General features: G+C 39.6%; 15 protein-coding genes. All 15 read left to right on the top strand.

Annotated features, from left to right (window positions below):
* Position 1 precedes the first annotated feature (1 nt).
* Positions 2-382: an ISAs1 family transposase gene (locus JC606_RS03665; protein ID WP_332873231.1), complete on the top strand. Its 381-nt coding sequence runs from the start codon at positions 2-4 to the stop codon at positions 380-382.
* Positions 383-525: 143 nt separating this feature from the next.
* A complete protein-coding gene (locus JC606_RS03660; protein ID WP_233090077.1) occupies positions 526-1848 on the top strand; it encodes a flippase in 1323 nt (440 codons plus the stop codon).
* Positions 1845-2921: a nitroreductase family protein gene (locus JC606_RS03655; RefSeq protein ID WP_198778023.1), complete on the top strand. Its 1077-nt coding sequence runs from the start codon at positions 1845-1847 to the stop codon at positions 2919-2921. The genes JC606_RS03660 and JC606_RS03655 overlap by 4 nt, the downstream gene beginning before the upstream one ends.
* Entirely contained in the window at positions 2918-4051 is a 1134-nt protein-coding gene (locus JC606_RS03650; protein ID WP_198778022.1) for a polysaccharide pyruvyl transferase family protein, read from the top strand. The genes JC606_RS03655 and JC606_RS03650 overlap by 4 nt, the downstream gene beginning before the upstream one ends.
* Before the next feature lie 486 nt (positions 4052-4537).
* Positions 4538-5377, top strand: a complete 840-nt coding sequence (locus JC606_RS03645) for an O-antigen ligase family protein (protein ID WP_233090069.1) — start codon at positions 4538-4540, stop codon at positions 5375-5377.
* Complete coding sequence (locus tag JC606_RS03640; RefSeq protein ID WP_198778020.1) at positions 5371-6231, top strand: glycosyltransferase family 2 protein; 861 nt, start codon at positions 5371-5373, stop codon at positions 6229-6231. The genes JC606_RS03645 and JC606_RS03640 overlap by 7 nt, the downstream gene beginning before the upstream one ends.
* Positions 6228-7313 (top strand): glycosyltransferase family 4 protein, encoded by a 1086-nt coding sequence (locus JC606_RS03635; protein WP_198778019.1) that lies wholly within the window; start codon positions 6228-6230, stop codon positions 7311-7313. Before JC606_RS03640 ends, JC606_RS03635 begins: the two co-directional genes overlap by 4 nt.
* On the top strand, positions 7313-7780 hold the full coding sequence (locus JC606_RS03630; protein WP_198778018.1) for a hypothetical protein: 468 nt from the start codon (positions 7313-7315) through the stop codon (positions 7778-7780). Before JC606_RS03635 ends, JC606_RS03630 begins: the two co-directional genes overlap by 1 nt.
* 1 nt (position 7781) lies before the next feature.
* Positions 7782-8234 carry a PssE/Cps14G family polysaccharide biosynthesis glycosyltransferase gene (gene pssE, locus JC606_RS03625; RefSeq protein ID WP_198778017.1) on the top strand — a complete coding sequence of 151 codons (453 nt, stop codon included), beginning with the start codon at positions 7782-7784 and terminating at the stop codon, positions 8232-8234.
* Complete coding sequence (locus JC606_RS03620) at positions 8231-9181, top strand: UDP-glucose 4-epimerase family protein (protein ID WP_198778016.1); 951 nt, start codon at positions 8231-8233, stop codon at positions 9179-9181. Before pssE ends, JC606_RS03620 begins: the two co-directional genes overlap by 4 nt.
* A 5-nt stretch (positions 9182-9186) precedes the next feature.
* Positions 9187-9735, top strand: a complete 549-nt coding sequence (locus JC606_RS03615; RefSeq protein WP_198778015.1) for a sugar transferase — start codon at positions 9187-9189, stop codon at positions 9733-9735.
* A 142-nt stretch (positions 9736-9877) separates the two neighbouring features.
* Complete coding sequence (gene tnpA, locus JC606_RS03610) at positions 9878-10312, top strand: IS200/IS605 family transposase (protein WP_198778014.1); 435 nt, start codon at positions 9878-9880, stop codon at positions 10310-10312.
* A gap of 83 nt (positions 10313-10395) precedes the next feature.
* Entirely contained in the window at positions 10396-11562 is a 1167-nt protein-coding gene (locus tag JC606_RS03605) for a nucleotide sugar dehydrogenase (protein ID WP_198778013.1), read from the top strand.
* Between the two features lie 669 nt (positions 11563-12231).
* A complete protein-coding gene (locus JC606_RS03600) occupies positions 12232-14175 on the top strand; it encodes a polysaccharide biosynthesis protein (protein ID WP_198778012.1) in 1944 nt (647 codons plus the stop codon).
* Between the two features lie 539 nt (positions 14176-14714).
* A complete protein-coding gene (gpmM, locus tag JC606_RS03595) occupies positions 14715-16247 on the top strand; it encodes a 2,3-bisphosphoglycerate-independent phosphoglycerate mutase (protein WP_198778011.1) in 1533 nt (510 codons plus the stop codon).
* The last annotated feature ends 235 nt before the right edge of the window (positions 16248-16482 follow it).

Below are 16482 nucleotides of genomic sequence, written 5' to 3'. Positions count from 1 at the left end.
TGTGTTTTGTGACTTTCAGGCCAAGTGGAAAGGCTTGAAAAGTTTATGTATAGCAACGACTTACCAAAATAAAAATGGTGAGCCTTCAGGCAGTTTGGGGGTTAGATACTTCATCTCTTCTAAGAAAATGAAAGCCGAAGAATTTGGTAAGTTATGTCGAGGTCACTGGGGTGTTGAAAGTATGCACTGGTGGTTGGATACCGTAATGAATGAAGATGACAGTCGAATCACCTACAAGCACGTATCCGAAAACCTGTCCCGAATTCGTCAGATGTGTATGAACTTTATTAAGCTTGTAGAGATGAAAAGGACCTTAAAACGGCGACAATTGAAATGCGCGTTAAATACAGAGTTCCGAGAGAGAGTTTTGTTTGGTACTTAAGTGTTTTTAATAACTTTGCAACTTATGCGGGAGCCCTGCCTTGCGGGACAAGGGGCTTCGTAATCTTGCCCTAATATTGAATATCGAGAAAAAGTGTTGTTTGGTGATTGAAAAATGTTTATGCGGGAACCCTGAATTTGATTATGAATTTAATTAGACAATTGCATTCCAAAGAAAACAAGAACATATTGTGGTTAATGTCTGAAAAGGGTATTAACCTTTTCCTAGTTCTTGTGGTGAATGTAATGCTGGCCCGATACTTAGGCCCCAGTGAATTTGGAAAATTAAGTCTTCTAATAAGTATAAATAGTATGGTTGTATTAATGTCTCCAATTGGAGTCAATGCGATCTTTATCAAGGAGTACTTAAAATCCAAAAACAAAAGTGATGTTATTGCTACCTCTCTTTTTGTTCGATTTGTAGGTGCACTGTTTTTTTCTATCGTTTTACTAGCTATCGCTCAGTTTTCTTTAGTTACTTCGATAGATAATTATTGGATTAGGCTGAGTATTGTCTCTGCTTTATCTTCTACATTCTATCTTTTTGATTTTTTGTTTCAAGCTAAGGTAGAATCAAAGTACTCAGTGTTTGCTAGAATTTCAAATGCGACTGTTTTTTTTGCTATAAAGTGCTTCTTATTGGTATCAGAAGCCCCTCTTGATTACTTCTTCTATACAGCAATATTAGAGCCAGCAGCATTAGCTCTCTGGTATGTATTAGCTCTAAAAATATCTAGGTTCAATACAAAAAGGGGAGCTGTAAATATCAGTTATGCTTTGGAGCTAGCAAAAAAATCCAAATGGTTGCTATTTTCAACAATTGCGAGCGTTATTTGTCTGAAAATTGATCAGTTTATGATTGCAGAGATGAGAGGCGATAGCGAGGTAGGTATATATTCTGTAGCCGTACGACTATCAGAAGTATGGTATTTTTTACCTAATATCATTGCGGCTTCTTATTTCCCAAAATTGATAAAGGCTAAGGAAAGTAGTCAAGTAGAGTATCAGAGGAGGCTACAAGAAATTAACGACTTTTTAGTTGCAATTGGTTTTATTATTGCAATCGTGATGCTGGTGTTATCAAATGAGATAATTTATGTTTTGTTTGGTTCAGAGTATTTGGAATCTGCAAATATATTGTCAATACATATCTTCGGTGGGATTCTTGTTTTTTCTAGAGCGCTATTTAGTAAGTGGATTTTAAATGAAGGTGTATACCATTTTTCTTTGATTAACCATGCCGTGGCGGCTTTAACCAATGTATTGTTGAATTTAATCTTTATTCCTCAGTATGGAGCAATCGGAGCTGCATGGGCTACTGTGATAAGTTATTTAGTGGCTTATTATTTGTTACTCTCTATTAGCCCGCGCACCAGAGGCTATTTTAATGTGATGACGAAGAGTTTTAACATTATTGGTGCTATAGCTAGAGTTTTTAAAAAGTTTAAGAGTAAGGTGTGTTTGTGAAAAGTGTGATTCGTAGTTGTCTAAGTGCAGAACGTAGACGAACAATAAGACGTTTGATAAATGAAGCAAAAGCGAAGGGGATTGGATTAGTATCAAAAAGTAAGCTTCTTACGGGCGCTTATTATGCTATTTTCAATGGTTCATATAAAGGAGAGCAACAAGCAGTGCTGTCTGGAAGAGTGGAGTTTAATAGAAAAAAAACAGCATTCAGTGAATCAAGTCCTCAGCTTAGAAGAAATATCCACCGATTAGAAAAAGGTCTCATTATGAAAACAAGGAGAGATGTTTTTGGGGAAGCATTTATTCTTGAAACTGTCGAATTGTTCTCCAATGCTCGTGGTGCTTCTGATTGGTGTGTTGAAGAGAAGCAGTGGGCGGAAGATATCTTATCAAACTATTTTAACACTGTCGGTAGTAGCGAGGTGATAGACCTTGCGAGGACCAAATATAATGGATTAGAAAACAATACTAAGGCCAAGGGAAGCTATATCCCTTACCAACGTTCGTTAGTCGCTGAAAAATCACATATTACGCCTAACGAATTAAAATTATTGTTAGATCAGAGAAGATCTGTTCGCTGGTACAAAGAAGCGCCGATTCCGGAGAAGTTAATCGATCAAGCCATCGAATTAGCCAAAACTGCACCGAGTGCATGTAATCGACAGCCATATGAGTTTCTAGTAATTAATGACCCGATACTAGCCCCTGAAGTGACAAGTATCGCTGCTGGTACTTCAGGGTTTAGTCACCAAGTTCCGTGTATCATACTTGTTGTTGGTGACCTTTCTTGCTACCCAACAGAAGCTGATAAGAATGTGATTTATATCGATGCTAGTTTGGCCAGTATGCAGCTTATGCTTGCTTTTGAGACTCTCGGGCTAAGTAGCTGTCCAATCAACTGGCCGGTAAATGAAGAAAATGAGAAAAATTTAAGAAGTAAAGTTTCATTGCCTGAACATAAGCGAGTCGTAATGATGATCAGTGTAGGGTATGCAGATCCAGAGTCATTGATTGCGTACTCCTCCAAAAAATCGCTTTCAATTATGAAAACAACTTTAGAGAACTATAAATGAGTAAACTAACTGTAGAAGTTAAAGGTATTGGTTTCCCTAACAAAGGTGCAGAACTAATGCTGGTTGCTATCATTGAGCAATTCAAGCAACGTGGTGTAGATGCTCGCTTTGCAGTTGAGCCATACGGTGACTATCAGTTAAGAGCGTACCATGGGCTGTACCAAAAAGCGCGTGTCACAAAGTTTGGTGTCGATATTGGTGCCCTTGTAGGACTGATGCCGAACAAGTTGCTCAATGTTTTTGGTATTGTCAAGTCTAGAGATATTGATGTTGTACTAGATGCTTCAGGGTTTTCATACGGCGACCAGTGGGGGCCTAAACTTGTTGATTATCGTTTGGGAACGACAATTGAGAGTTTGAAAAAGCAAGGAAAGAAGGTTGTTCTACTTCCTCAAGCCTTAGGGCCATTCGAGGATGAGGCAACTAAGAAGAGTGCTCAGCACATCTTCAGCAACGCTAATCTAGTATTTGCTCGCGACCCTCAGTCTTACTCTTTTGCTCAGCCTATTTGTGGCAATACAGAATTGCAAGAGTGTCCAGATTTTACCAATTTAGTAGAAGGAACGCCGTGTAATTTGTTTGATGCAGAGCAGCATGAAGTTTGTGTTATTCCAAACACAAAGATGTTGGAGAAAACAAAGCTAGGTGATGAGTATGTTGATTTTCTTGTGAATACCATTGAGAATGTAAACTCATGTGGTAAAAAACCATTCCTGCTGGTTCACGAAGGCAAGGCTGATAGAGAGTTGGCCGAAAAAGTGGCTACTCGATGCTCTCATAATATAGACATCTTAGAACCAATTGATCCTCTAAAGATAAAGTGGGTTATAGGTCAGTCGCGACTTGTTATAAGTTCTCGATTCCACGGTTTGGTTAGTGCTCTCAGTCAAGGAGTACCTGTTATAGCAACTGGTTGGAGTCACAAATATCAGTGTTTGCTGAAGGACTATGACGTTTTTAAGTATTTGGTAGACACATCAGATCAAGAGGCTACTAACAAGTTAGTGAACGACCTATTGGCTGACGAGGAGTATCATCAAGAAGTAACGATGCTAATTTCTAAAGCAAGTTTGGTACAAAAACAAAAAGTCATAGAAATGTGGAATAAGGTATTTGACAATATTTCTTAAAGAACATGGCAGGAAAAAATCCTGCCGTAAATTCTATATTCAGTGAAATTATACGTGATGATTACCAGAGATAAACCTATTTCAAATATATTGTCAATTAAGCTTGGTGATATAATACATACTACGGTTATTTGTTTCTATGTTTTATTTGACTCTATAAATGGTTTTTTTATTGGTACGCTAGGTGTCCACCTTCCAATATCAGTATCAATAAAGCTATTGATATTGTCTATGTCTCTAATGGTAGTGCTTAGATGTAAGGCAAAATTAACTTCATTTCTGTCGATAGTGCTGGTTTTTGTTGTCCCAATTATAATTAGGTCAATTCTATTTTCTCAAGATTACTTTTTGCTAGAGTTGAACTACGTACTTAAGTATGTCTCATTTCTTATATTTGTCTATTATTTTTATGACTATTATTCGAGGGTTAAAGATTGCTACAAGATATTCTATCGAATGGTTTATATATCATACGTAATTGTAGTTTTGAATGTTTCTTTAGGATTTATAGGAGTGGGAGGGTATACTTATCCTAACACAAATACAGGGTTTAAAGGTTTTTTTATTGCAGGTAACGAACTAAGCGCTCTCTTCATACTATTCACAATATTAATTTATGGCAAGTTTATTGAAGCTGGTCAGTGGGTAGTAAGTTCGCTGTTTATGCTGTTCTCAATTTTTATATCTATCTGCATTGGGACGAAATCATCAATCCTCCTGTTAACCTTAACATTTGTTTTATATCCTTTGTATGCGAAATTAATTATCGGTCAGTGGAAGTCTTCTATTAAATTGTTCATAATGCTACTTTTTTCTATTGTTCTTTTTGGAGGCGTTTTTTATCAGTTTGGTAGTATTATTCAAACAATATCCACAATAGAAAGGGTTTTGTACAAATTAGATAGCCATGATGTCATTAATGCAATATTTTCAGGAAGGGAAATATGGCTTAGTATGTATATAAATTATTTATATGAGCATGGTGTTAGTCAGTCGATATACTTATCGATGATTTTTGGTCCTGGTTTCTACTTCAGTACAAAAGCAACACAAGGTAAGCTTCTCATTGAATCAGATTTAGTGGATCTATATTCTCTTTCTGGCTTAATTGGTATGTCGGTTGTTATAGTTATAACTGTATATTTTGCTTGCATAATATTTTCATCTAGGGATAAGCTGAAGTTTTGGAAAGAGGCGTTATATGTTCACCTTGCTCTTACTTTCATCGCGGTTTTTTTTGGTCATGTATGGACATCTGGTATGTTATCTGTTGCCTATGCGTCTGTGATAGGTTTGTCATTTAGTCAAAGAGTTGGAAAATGTTAGTTTCAGTAGTTGTGCCAGTCTATAATCGCTCTCATGTTATTAGTCAAACACTAGATAGCATCACGGCACAAACATATAAAAATATTGAAGTGATAATCGTTGACGATTGTTCAAGCGATAGCTTGTCTTTAAAGGCTATACTCGACCAATACGATCTGAATATTAACTATATTCGCCATGAAATTAATTTACATGGCGGCGCAGCTAGGAATACTGGTATTGACGCTTCAAATGGTGAATATATTGCTTTTCTAGACTCTGATGACCTGTGGCATCCAGAAAAATTAGAGCAATGTGTTGCTAGGGGAGTGGAAAAGCAAGAAATACTTTATTCAAAAATTCAAGATAGAGGTGTAATCAAGCCAGACTTTGCCTTTGATAATAAGTGGAATGTTGATGAATATCTCATAGTTGAAAGACAAACGATGCAGACATCTTCGTTATTTATGAAAACCAGTTTTGCGAGGCATGTAAGGTTTGACCCTAGTCTTAAAAGGTTTCAAGATACAGATTTTATTATTAGGGCTCAAAAGTGCTTTAATGCGAAATTCACTTTTATCGAATCTGTACTAGTTCACATGACTGATGATGATAAAGGAAGCCGAATCTCATCTTCCGTAGACCCAAAGCCGGCGAATATTTGGTTGGACAATGTTAGGTTGTTATTAACGCAAAGAACGATTTCTGTATTTACTTTTAATCGAATTATTAACTACTCATCTAACTCTATGTCCAGAGTTTCACTAATTAAACTTTTTTTTAGTTCAAAGTGCTATAAGTATCTTTTTGACTTGGATTATAAAGTCTTTATTAAAGTGGTTTTAGGTTCTTACCAAGGAAGATTTCGACGATGAAAGTTATTTTTGTGTCAAACCTATACCCTTCTAAAGATAAGCCTTTCAAAGGAACTTTTGTTAGGAATATATTGGAAGGTTTTCGAGATAGGGATTGTGACGTATCTTTGATAGCTTTACAGGATTTTGGTAATAATAAATTAATGAAGCTATTTGGTTACTTATTATTTACTTTTAAAGCTTTTTATTCCGGGTTGATGTCGAATAGCACTAAGGTTCATTACATACACTACACATCACATTCATCTCTTGGGTTGATTCTGGCTTCTTTTTTTAAATCAAAGGAAAGCCTTGTTATTGTATCAAATGTACATGGTAGCGATATTATTCCTGAGGGGAAGTCTTTTTTTTCTAAAGCAAAAATGCTTCTATCTAGACAAGCCTTAAATATATCAACATTGGTCGTATCACCATCTGTTTACTTTAAAGGTGTGTTGTTTGAACAATACGATGTGCTACCTGAAAAAGTGATTGTGAGCCCATCAGGAGGTGTAGATGATTTGGTTTTTAATACTTCATATCATTCAACAAAGACGTTTACTTTTGGTTATGTCGGTCGAATTGAAGAAGGCAAGGGTGTCTTTGATTTATTAAACGCATACCGATCAATTCAGCAAGAATACCCTGACGTTTCGCTTCTTATTGTTGGTAGTGGTAGTTGTGAGGAAAGGCTAGAAGAAATGACACGCTCATTGAGTGGTGTCACCGTTATGGAAGGTAAAGACCAACAAGAACTGGTCGCACTTTATCAAGCAATTAAGATTTTAGTTTTTCCATCAAAACTTTCGGAGAGCTTGGGGCTAATTCCTATTGAAGCGATGATGTGCGGTACCCCTGTTGCTTGTTCCAATATTGGAGCAGCAAAAGACTATATTACGTCAGATATGGTGAAGTTGTCTTTTGAACCAGGTAATGTAAATGAGCTTCAAGTTGCATTAAAATCTTCTATTAATATGACAGTTGAAGAATACTCAGCTCTCGTGGATCTTGCTGTAGATACTGCGAACAATTATTCGTCATGTAAAGTTATTGACAATCTTCACCAAGAGTTTAAGACCCGTTTAACGAGAGGCTACAATTAATGAAAAAGGTCGCCATCGTTTTTGGCTGTGGGGGGCATCGAGCACAGGCAAATCGATTTTTTAAAACGTTTTCAATCGATGGAGACGCTGAGTTCTATGGTATTACCGACGAGGGGAACTCCCCTGATTGGTGTGAAGGCTTTCTCGTTTTGGAACCGTTTAGAGATAAGTATTCTGGCAAAAAAGTTTCGCCCATTCAGTTCGTTTCGAATATCTACAAAGCTTACAGGTTTCTTCGAGAAAATAAGGTGTCGACATTGGTTTCTTTCGGTCCAGGTGTTGCTATTTTTGTGGGAGTCGCGGCTAAAATCACCGGGTGCTCTATTATCCATTTTGAAACTTGGTCAAAGTTTTACTCACCAACAATGACAACTAAAGTGATGAAGTATCTTACTAAGAATATCTTTATCCAGAATATCGAGTTAAAAGAGTCGATACCTTACGGAAAGTACGTAGGTAGGTTTTAGTATGAATATATTAGTTACAGTAGGCACAACAGCTTTTGATGAACTGATCGCAATCATAGATAAAAAATTTGAAAATGATTCGTCCGTAAAAATTATTGCTCAGACTTCATCGAGTTCAGGTTACACTCCAAAGAACATTGATTTCTTCGAGTTTAGTGATAGCTTCCAATCTTATGTGGATTCCGCAGACTTGATTATTACCCACGCAGGTGCAGGATCTGTCTACTCTATGCTCGAGATTGCTAAAAAATTGGTGGTTGTTCCTAACTTGACACGTGCAGATAACCATCAAATTGAGCTTGCTAGGTATGTCCAAGGTAACAATTTCGCTGTCTCATGCTTCGATCTAACTGAGATTCAGGCTTGTATTTATAAAGCGAAGGGTATGGATTTTGAATCATATCAATCCGATAAGTTTTTTGGACATAGCATTATTCGAGAATTACTAAAATGAATCTACTCGTAACAGGTGCCTCTGGTTTTGTTGGAGCTGCACTAGTTGGAAAGCTTGATCCCATAATGGTCAAGGCGTTAGGTAGAGATTTGCCTGATAACTTTCCAGAATCTAAGTTTTACCAACAAGATATTAATAGTACTAACTGTTACTCTGAAGCATTAAGTAATGTTGACATTATTGTCCACTTAGCTGCACGAGTGCATGCGATGCATGAAGTTGAGGCAAACCCAATCGAATTGTACCGCGAAGTTAATAGTCGTGGAACCAATAACCTCGCTCGTCAAGCCGCAAAAGCTGGAGTGAAACGATTTGTTTTTGTTAGTAGCATTAAGGTCAACGGTGAAGGTACCAAGCCAAATGTCCCCTTTACCTCTGCTGATGATCGAGCTCCTCAAGATGATTATGGGTTATCCAAGGCTGAGGCCGAGAAAGAACTATACGCTATAGGTGACGAAACAGGTATGGAGGTCGTTATCATCAGGCCTACATTGGTTTACGGGCCGGGTGTAAAGGCTAATTTTGCTTCGCTGATGAATTTTGTTTCTAAGGGTATTCCCCTTCCATTTGGATGTATTAAGGATAACCGCCGTAGTTTGGTTTCGGTGATGAACTTGGTTGATTTGATAGTAACTTGTATCGATCACCCTAAAGCAGCGAATCAAACGTTTTTAGTCTCTGACGACAATGATGTATCAACCTCTGAGATGGTTGCTCAGATGGCAAAAGCGCTAGGCAAGCCACAGTGGCAACTTCCCATTCCCAAGTGGTGTTATAGGCTCACAGGCAAACTGCTTGGTAAGCAGGATGTAGTCGATAGGTTGTTAGGCGCTTTGCAGGTAGATATCACACACACCAAACAAACACTGAACTGGACACCACCACAAAGCCTAGAAGATGGCTTTAGAGAAACCGCCCAAGCATTTTTGCAATCAAAAAAGAAGTAATGACTATGATTCGATTATTAGATTTTCTTGCCGCTTTCTTTGGGCTGCTTTTCTTATGGCCTATCTTACTTATTGTCTCGATCATTGGCTTTTTTGATACAGGTTCACCAATTTTCGTACAAGAACGAGTGGGGCGAAACAAAAAGCCGTTCAAACTGATTAAGTTTCGCACTATGTCGGTCGAGACTAAGTCTGTTGCCAGTCACTTAGCTAACAATGCATCTATTACTAAGCTGGGTAATTTTCTGCGTAAAACTAAAATTGATGAGCTGCCTCAATTGATTAATGTGGTTAAAGGTGAAATGAGTTTAGTTGGCCCTCGCCCTAACTTGTTTAACCAAGAAGAGCTGATTAAAGAGCGTGATGCACTAGGCGTATATGATGTGTTACCTGGGGTTACTGGATTAGCTCAAGTGCAAAATATCGATATGTCTACACCAGAGTTGTTAGCTAAAGTTGATAAACAAATGATTGAGTCACTGACATTGAAAGATTACTTTAAGTATATCTTGATGACGGCAACTGGTAGTGGCTCTGGTGACGCAGTTAAGTAGGGTATATCCCTATTTTATTTTAATTTTTAGCCCTAAACCACCTATTTCAGTAGGTGGTTATCATTCAGTTTGGCTTTGCCTGTAGTTCTACCCATGTTAAATGCTCCCTTGATTTTTAGCGAAGTCAAAGAGGACAAATAACATGAGCAGATATAATCAAGCTTCCCACGTATTTTGGAGATGTCAATATCACATAGTGTGGACACCAAAGTATCGATTTAGGATTTTGAAAAACAATGTAGGTAAAGAAGTTTATCGGTGTATAAACATTTACTGTAATCAACATGGATGTGAAGTCGTTGAATTAAACGTTCAAGTTGACCACGTGCACTTGGTAGTAAAAGTTCCGCCTAAGTTATCGATATCCAAGTTGATGGGCGTATTGAAAGGCAAAATAGCTTTAAAACTCTTTAGTAAATTTCCATATTTAAGGAGAAACAAACTCTGGGGGAACCACTTTTGGCAAAGGGGCTATTTTGTCGATAGCGTAGGGGTTAATGAAGAAATCATTCGACGCTATGTAAGACATCAAGAGAAAAAAGAGCGCGTGGAGCAGCAGCAACTGGCGTTGGACTAAACAAAGGCCCCCTTTTAGGGGGCTCACACAAAGCCACCTTCTTTAGAAGGTGGTAATTTACTTACAAACATGTTTGGTTATTTATGAAAATTGCAATTGCCGGTACCGGCTATGTAGGCTTATCAAATGCGATGTTGTTGGCTCAACATCATGAAGTTGTCGCGGTTGATATTATTGAAGAGAAAGTGAAACTACTTAACGACAAATTATCTCCAATCGTCGATGTTGAAATTGAAGACTTTTTAGCGAATAAACCGTTAAACTTCACTGCAACACTAGATAAACGTTTAGCATACTCAAACGCAGAGTATGTCATCATCGCAACACCAACAGATTATGATGTAGGTACTAATTACTTTAATACCTCATCGGTTGAAGCTGTGATTAAAGATGTTATGGCGATTAACCCAAATGCAACAATGGTTATTAAGTCGACCGTCCCTGTTGGTTATACAGCCCGGATTAAAGAAGAATTAGGTTGTGAGAACCTACTATTTTCTCCTGAGTTTTTGCGTGAAGGTAAAGCGTTATACGATAACCTATACCCTTCTCGTATTATTGTAGGTGAACGTAGCGAGCGAGCTCAAATATTTGCTGATATGTTGGCTGAAGGGGCTTTGAAAAAAGATATTGAAGTTTTGTTTACGGACTCTACAGAAGCTGAAGCGGTGAAGCTGTTTTCTAACACTTATTTAGCTCTTCGAGTGTCTTATTTTAATGAATTAGACACTTATGCTGAATTACATGGATTAGACTCTCGTCAGATTATTGAAGGTGTTAGCTTAGATCCGCGTATTGGTTCTCACTATAACAACCCTTCTTTTGGCTATGGTGGCTACTGTCTACCAAAAGATACCAAGCAATTGCGAGCTAATTATGCTGATGTTCCGAATAACATTATCGGAGCTATTGTTGATGCAAACACCACGCGTAAAGATTTTGTCTCGGAATCAATTTTAAGTAAGAACCCTAAGCGTGTTGGTATCTATCGCCTTATAATGAAGTCTGGATCTGATAACTTTCGCGCTTCGAGTATTCAGGGGGTTATGAAGCGTATTAAAGCGAAGGGTGTGGAAGTTGTCGTATATGAGCCTGTTTTGAAAGACGATGAGTTTTTCCATTCAAAAGTCATACGTGATCTACATGAATTCAAAGAAAGTTGCGATGTGATTGTATCAAATCGTATGGTCGATGAAATTAAAGATGTCGCAGATAAAGTCTACACGCGTGATTTGTTTGGCTCTGACTAATTTTCACTAATAGTGTGCAGCCCTATTGGGGCTGATCTTTTTCTGCCCTGATTTTGTTCAGCTAATCATGATCTTAATGTATAGTCTGTCTCAGCCCTGAGACAGGCGATCGTCCAAAATCCTTCTTTTGAGACTCCACGTAAATATCCCAATAGGTCCGGTTCTTGGCACTATTGGGGATGTCATGTTCATAATTCCTATCTTATTGATTTTCAACGTTTAAAATTTCATTTGGAAAACTTTGTGAGACGGATTTTCTGTTAATTTCTTTAGAATCATCTTTTTAGACGTCGAGATCGTGATCCATTGTCTCAACATCAGAGATCCTTTACTCTGTGAGTGTAGAGAACACTGATTTATTCGTGAGAGTGTGGCATGGCTGCTTTGTGTCACTCATGAGGCGAATGAAGAAGATCTTGCGTACCATCATCAACTGGCATGTATTGGCGAGATTGTATGGCAAACTTAGATCGAAATACAATGCTGCCCATACTGTGGTGAATGACCGAACCTAAACTTAAGGAAAATGCAGAGGCTTATCATCATTATGACTATGGGTAATGGCTGTTCATGTTTTGCTTAGCGGTATGATACCGATTTGAAAATTTGGCCTAAACTCAGGCTGTTCAGTGGCTTTATAAATAACTATTAATAATTAAGAATCATTTTATGCAACGTCTAAATTTTATATGGCAACTCTCTCGCTTAAAAAAGCGGATCATCAGTGTCACGATTGATACTTTGCTTATTCTCTTTGCTCTGCATATTGCGTTGTGGACAAGGCTAGGTGATTTTCAACTTCTGACTGATGGCGATAAGTTATTACTGACAGGCTTTACAGTAATAACAACGGTAGCCATTTTTACTAAACTAGGGCTTTACCGTGCCGTCCTTCGCTACCTTACTTTCCAGGCACTGTTTGTAGTAACGGCTGGTGCGTTATTATCGGCAATATCATTGGCCGTTTTTGCCTATTACTTACAAGAACCAATCCCTCGCACAGTGCCTATTATTTACTGTGCGTATTTAGCCTTGTTGTGCGGCGGCTCTCGTTTGGTCGTTCGCAACCTTGTGGCGACAACGTCTCCGTTGAAAGATTCACGTGAGGAAGTATTAATTTACGGCGCGGGTTCTGGTGGTCGGCAGTTGGCTGTCGCACTTAGGGCTTCTGATCACTATCGAGTACGTGCGTTCATTGATGAAGATAAAACGCTGACTAATACAATGATTTTAGGTCTGCCTGTTATTGATTTAGGTAAGGCGGAAGGGTTGATTGAGAAGCACGACGTCTCTAAGATCTTGCTCGCCATACCTAGTGCTTCTCGCGCTCGTCGTAAACAAGTGTTGGACTTGTTGGCACCACTACCCGTGGAAATTCAAACCGTACCAGAAATGGCGGATATTGTCTCAGGCAAAGCGAAAATCGATGAGCTTACCGACGTTCCTATTGAAGATTTACTAGGCCGTGATGCCGTTACGCCTCAGCAATCCCTGATGGAAGCTAACATTAAAGATAAAGTGGTAATGGTAACCGGTGCTGGCGGCTCTATTGGCTCTGAGTTATGTCGTCAAATTCTCAAACAACAGCCAAAAACATTAGTGCTTTTTGAAGTGTCTGAGTTTGGCTTGTACCAAATTGATCGTGAGCTTTCCCTAGTGAAAGAAAACAAAGGTTACGATGTTGAAATCGTGCCTCTACTAGGTTCCGTTCAGCGCTCACATCGCTTATTGACCTCAATGCAGTCTTTTGGTGTCCAAACGGTTTATCATGCCGCGGCTTATAAACACGTTCCTCTCGTCGAGTATAACGTTGTCGAAGGTGTGCGTAATAATGTTTACGGCACTTACTATACGGCTAAAGCCGCGATCGAGGCGGGGGTTGAATCCTTTGTGCTTATCTCGACAGATAAAGCGGTACGCCCAACTAACGTGATGGGTACCACCAAGCGTATGGCGGAATTAGGCCTGCAAGCTTTGGCTGAGCAAGAGAACCAAAAAGAGCACGGTACACGTTTCTGTATGGTTCGCTTTGGCAATGTACTTGGCTCGTCTGGCTCGGTTATTCCTCTATTTAAAAGGCAGATTAAAGCCGGTGGCCCACTTACTGTTACCCATCGCGATATTACCCGTTTCTTTATGACCATTCCTGAAGCGGCGCAATTGGTGATTCAAGCGGGCGCTATGGGTAAAGGCGGCGATGTTTTCGTTCTTGATATGGGTGAATCGGTCAAAATTACAGATCTGGCTGAAAACTTGATTAACCTTTCAGGGCTTTCTGTTAAAAATGAAGAGAACCCTCATGGTGATATTGAGATTAAATTTTCAGGTCTGCGCCCTGGTGAGAAGCTCTATGAAGAGTTGTTGATTGGCGATAACGTATCTCCAACAGCTCATGAGCGAATCATGACAGCACAAGAAGTGTTCTTACCAATTAACGAATATGACACGCTTCTTGAGTCATTGGATTTCGCTTGTCATAACCTACAACATGATACGATTCGCCAGCTTCTTCTAGATGCGCCAACAGGGTTTAAGCCGACAGATGGCGTCGGGGATTTGGTTTGGAATGCAGCTCAAAACAAACAAGAGTTCCTTCTCGAACCTAGAATCTAGAGGTGATATTGGATTCTGTTATGTAGATTATGACCTCCTGTTAGCCGGTTTTTTTACACAAATCTTTCGAAAACGTTATGTTTATTGTCCATAACTACTGTGAGCTTTGACACAGATATGAGGCGGTATTCATGATAATCGATATTTCGTCTAATCAAGAAATTGAGGAAAGCTTGGATTAAATATTGTGGGATGACTCTAGCTTTCAGTATGTTACTAACAAAACCACAATGATAGACCAGCCTTTGGTACGTCACCTGAAGCCAAATGACGATAATGAAGAGCATGAAACTGAGGTTGACCTTCTGCACTAAAGAGCTATCAAATTATTGTTATTAAGCTTTCTGAATCTATATTGTGGGGATATAAACGTTCATATCCCTACTTTACTCCCTCCTAAAATGACATTTTTTTCACATCCGATCGGCCTACCTGAGACGTTTCTTGATCTTCCACTACAGTTTTGACTGTAAACTGTAGTAAAATTACGCTAATTTGTTTTTATACCGATTTATTTTGAATTGAACGAGGTCAGTCCTATGTCAGCTAAGAAGCCAATGGCTCTAGTGATCCTTGACGGTTACGGTTACCGTGAAGACAACCAAGACAACGCTATCGCGAACGCTAAGACACCAGTATTAGATGGTCTTATTGCTAACCAACCTAACACGCTAATCTCTGCTTCTGGCATGGATGTAGGCCTACCTGATGGCCAAATGGGTAACTCTGAAGTTGGTCACACCAACATTGGTGCTGGTCGTGTGGTATACCAAGATCTTACTCGTATCACTAAGTCAATTGCAGACGGTGAATTCGGTCAAACTGAAGCGCTAGTGAATGCTATCGACAAAGCTGTGAAAGCGGATAAAGCGGTTCACATCATGGGTCTTATGTCACCAGGTGGCGTTCACTCTCATGAAGATCACATCTACGCAGCCGTTGAAATGGCAGCAGAGCGTGGCGCAGAGAAAATCTACCTACACGCATTCCTAGATGGCCGTGATACGCCGCCACGTAGTGCAGAAAACTCTCTACAACGTTTCCAAGATCTGTTCGCTAAACTGGGCAAAGGCCGTGTGGCTTCTTTGGTTGGTCGTTACTACGCAATGGACCGAGATAACAACTGGGAACGCGTTCAAACTGCATACGAGCTGCTAACGGAAGCAAAAGCAGAGTTCACATTCGACACGGCGGTTGCTGGCCTAGAAGCCGCTTACGCTCGTGACGAAAATGATGAGTTCGTTAAAGCGACTGAAATTAAAGCGGAAGGTGAAGAGTCTGCAGCTATCGTTGATGGTGATGCAGTTATCTTCATGAACTACCGTGCCGACCGTGCTCGTCAAATCACTCGCACATTCGTTGCTGATTTTGCTGGTTTTGAGCGTAACGTATTCCCAGCTATCGATTTCGTGATGCTGACTCAATACGCTGCTGATATCCCATTGCTATGTGCATTCCCACCGGCTTCTCTAGAGAACACTTACGGTGAGTGGTTATCTAAGCAAGGTAAAACGCAGCTACGTATTTCAGAAACAGAGAAATACGCGCACGTGACTTTCTTCTTCAATGGCGGTATCGAAGACGAGTTCGAAGGCGAAGAGCGTCAGCTTGTTGCTTCTCCAAAAGTAGCGACTTATGACCTACAGCCTGAAATGAGCGCACCAGAGCTAACTGAAAAGCTAGTTGCAGCAATCAAAGGTGGCAAATACGACGCTATCGTTTGTAACTTCCCTAACTGTGACATGGTTGGTCACACTGGCGTTTACGATGCAGCAGTGAAAGCAGTAGAGTCTCTAGACGAATGTCTTGGTAAAGTGGTTGAAGCAATTCAAGAAGCTGACGGCCAACTGCTTATCACAGCAGACCACGGTAACGCAGAAATGATGGTTAACCCAGAAACGGGCGGCATCCACACTGCACACACAAACCTGCCAGTGCCACTGATCTACGTAGGTAACAAAGACGTTGAGTTCAAAGAAGGCGGTAAACTGTCTGACCTTGCACCAACAATGTTATCTCTAACTGGCACAGAGATCCCAGCTGAAATGTCAGGTGATGTTTTAGTTAAGTAACTTTTAACTGCCATCGAATACCAGAACGGCTGCACGCGAGTGTGGCCGTTTTTTTTGTATCTGGATCTTGAAGAATAGATGCGAGATACGAGTATACGGGATTCGAAGTGTTTTTCGCATCTCGTCACTCGCTATTCTCATCTGCTCTATCCCGTCATTCCAGAATTGAGGAACGAAATGTCTGGAATCTCATGTCACGTTGATGTGTCATATTCAATACCCTGAGAGAGATTCC

Origin of the sequence: Vibrio sp. IB15, from assembly GCF_016406055.1 — a bacterium.
In the GTDB taxonomy this organism is placed as follows: Bacteria; Pseudomonadota; Gammaproteobacteria; order Enterobacterales; family Vibrionaceae; genus Vibrio; species Vibrio chagasii.
The sequence above is the reverse complement of the archived record's forward strand: the minus strand, read 5'-3'. Positions and strand labels throughout refer to the sequence as shown.